The organism is Priestia sp. P5_B4 (genome assembly GCF_056400385.1).
Map to the genome: position 1 here is coordinate 1 of NZ_JBFULJ010001453.1, position 591 is coordinate 591.

The 591-nt window shown below is 34.7% G+C and carries 1 protein-coding gene; it reads left to right on the forward strand.

Annotation, left to right across the window (positions count from 1 at the left end; genetic code table 11):
* Nucleotides 1-8 precede the first annotated feature (8 nt).
* A complete protein-coding gene (locus AC1DRF_RS31565; protein WP_477742769.1) occupies nucleotides 9-581 on the forward strand; it encodes a TetR/AcrR family transcriptional regulator in 573 nt (190 codons plus the stop codon).
* The last annotated feature ends 10 nt before the right edge of the window (nucleotides 582-591 follow it).

The window sequence follows — 591 nt, forward strand, 5'->3', positions numbered from 1 at the left end:
GAAATAAAATGGCTAGAAGTAAAGAGTTTGACGAAAAAGCAGTATTAAGAAAAGCAATGGAGCTTTTCTGGGAACAGGGTTATGAAAAAACATCCATGCAAGATTTGGTCGATCATATGGGGATACATCGTAGGAGTATCTATGACACATTTGGTGACAAGCGTTCATTGTTTTTAGCTTCCCTTAATCACTATGAAGAACTCATCGTGAATGAGATGAAAAGCATAATTAGTAACACTTCATCCATTAAACAGGCGATACGTGATGTTTTTATTTTCGTACTGAATTCCATTGGACAATACCCAAAAGGTTGTCTATCAGTAAATGCAGCCATTGAATTATCTTTGTTGGACAAAGAAATTGGACGCATAGTTACAAAAATGTTTAACCGTACTGAAGATATGTTTAATAGCCTTATAAAACGAGGCCAATCTAGTGGAGAGCTATCAAAAGATATCGATTCTGCTAACACATCTCGTTTCTTACACAACAATTTAGTAGGTATAAGAGTACTAATAAAAACTAATTACAATAAAAAAGAATTAGAAGGCATCATCACTCTAGCACTTTCAGTGTGCTAGAGTGATGATG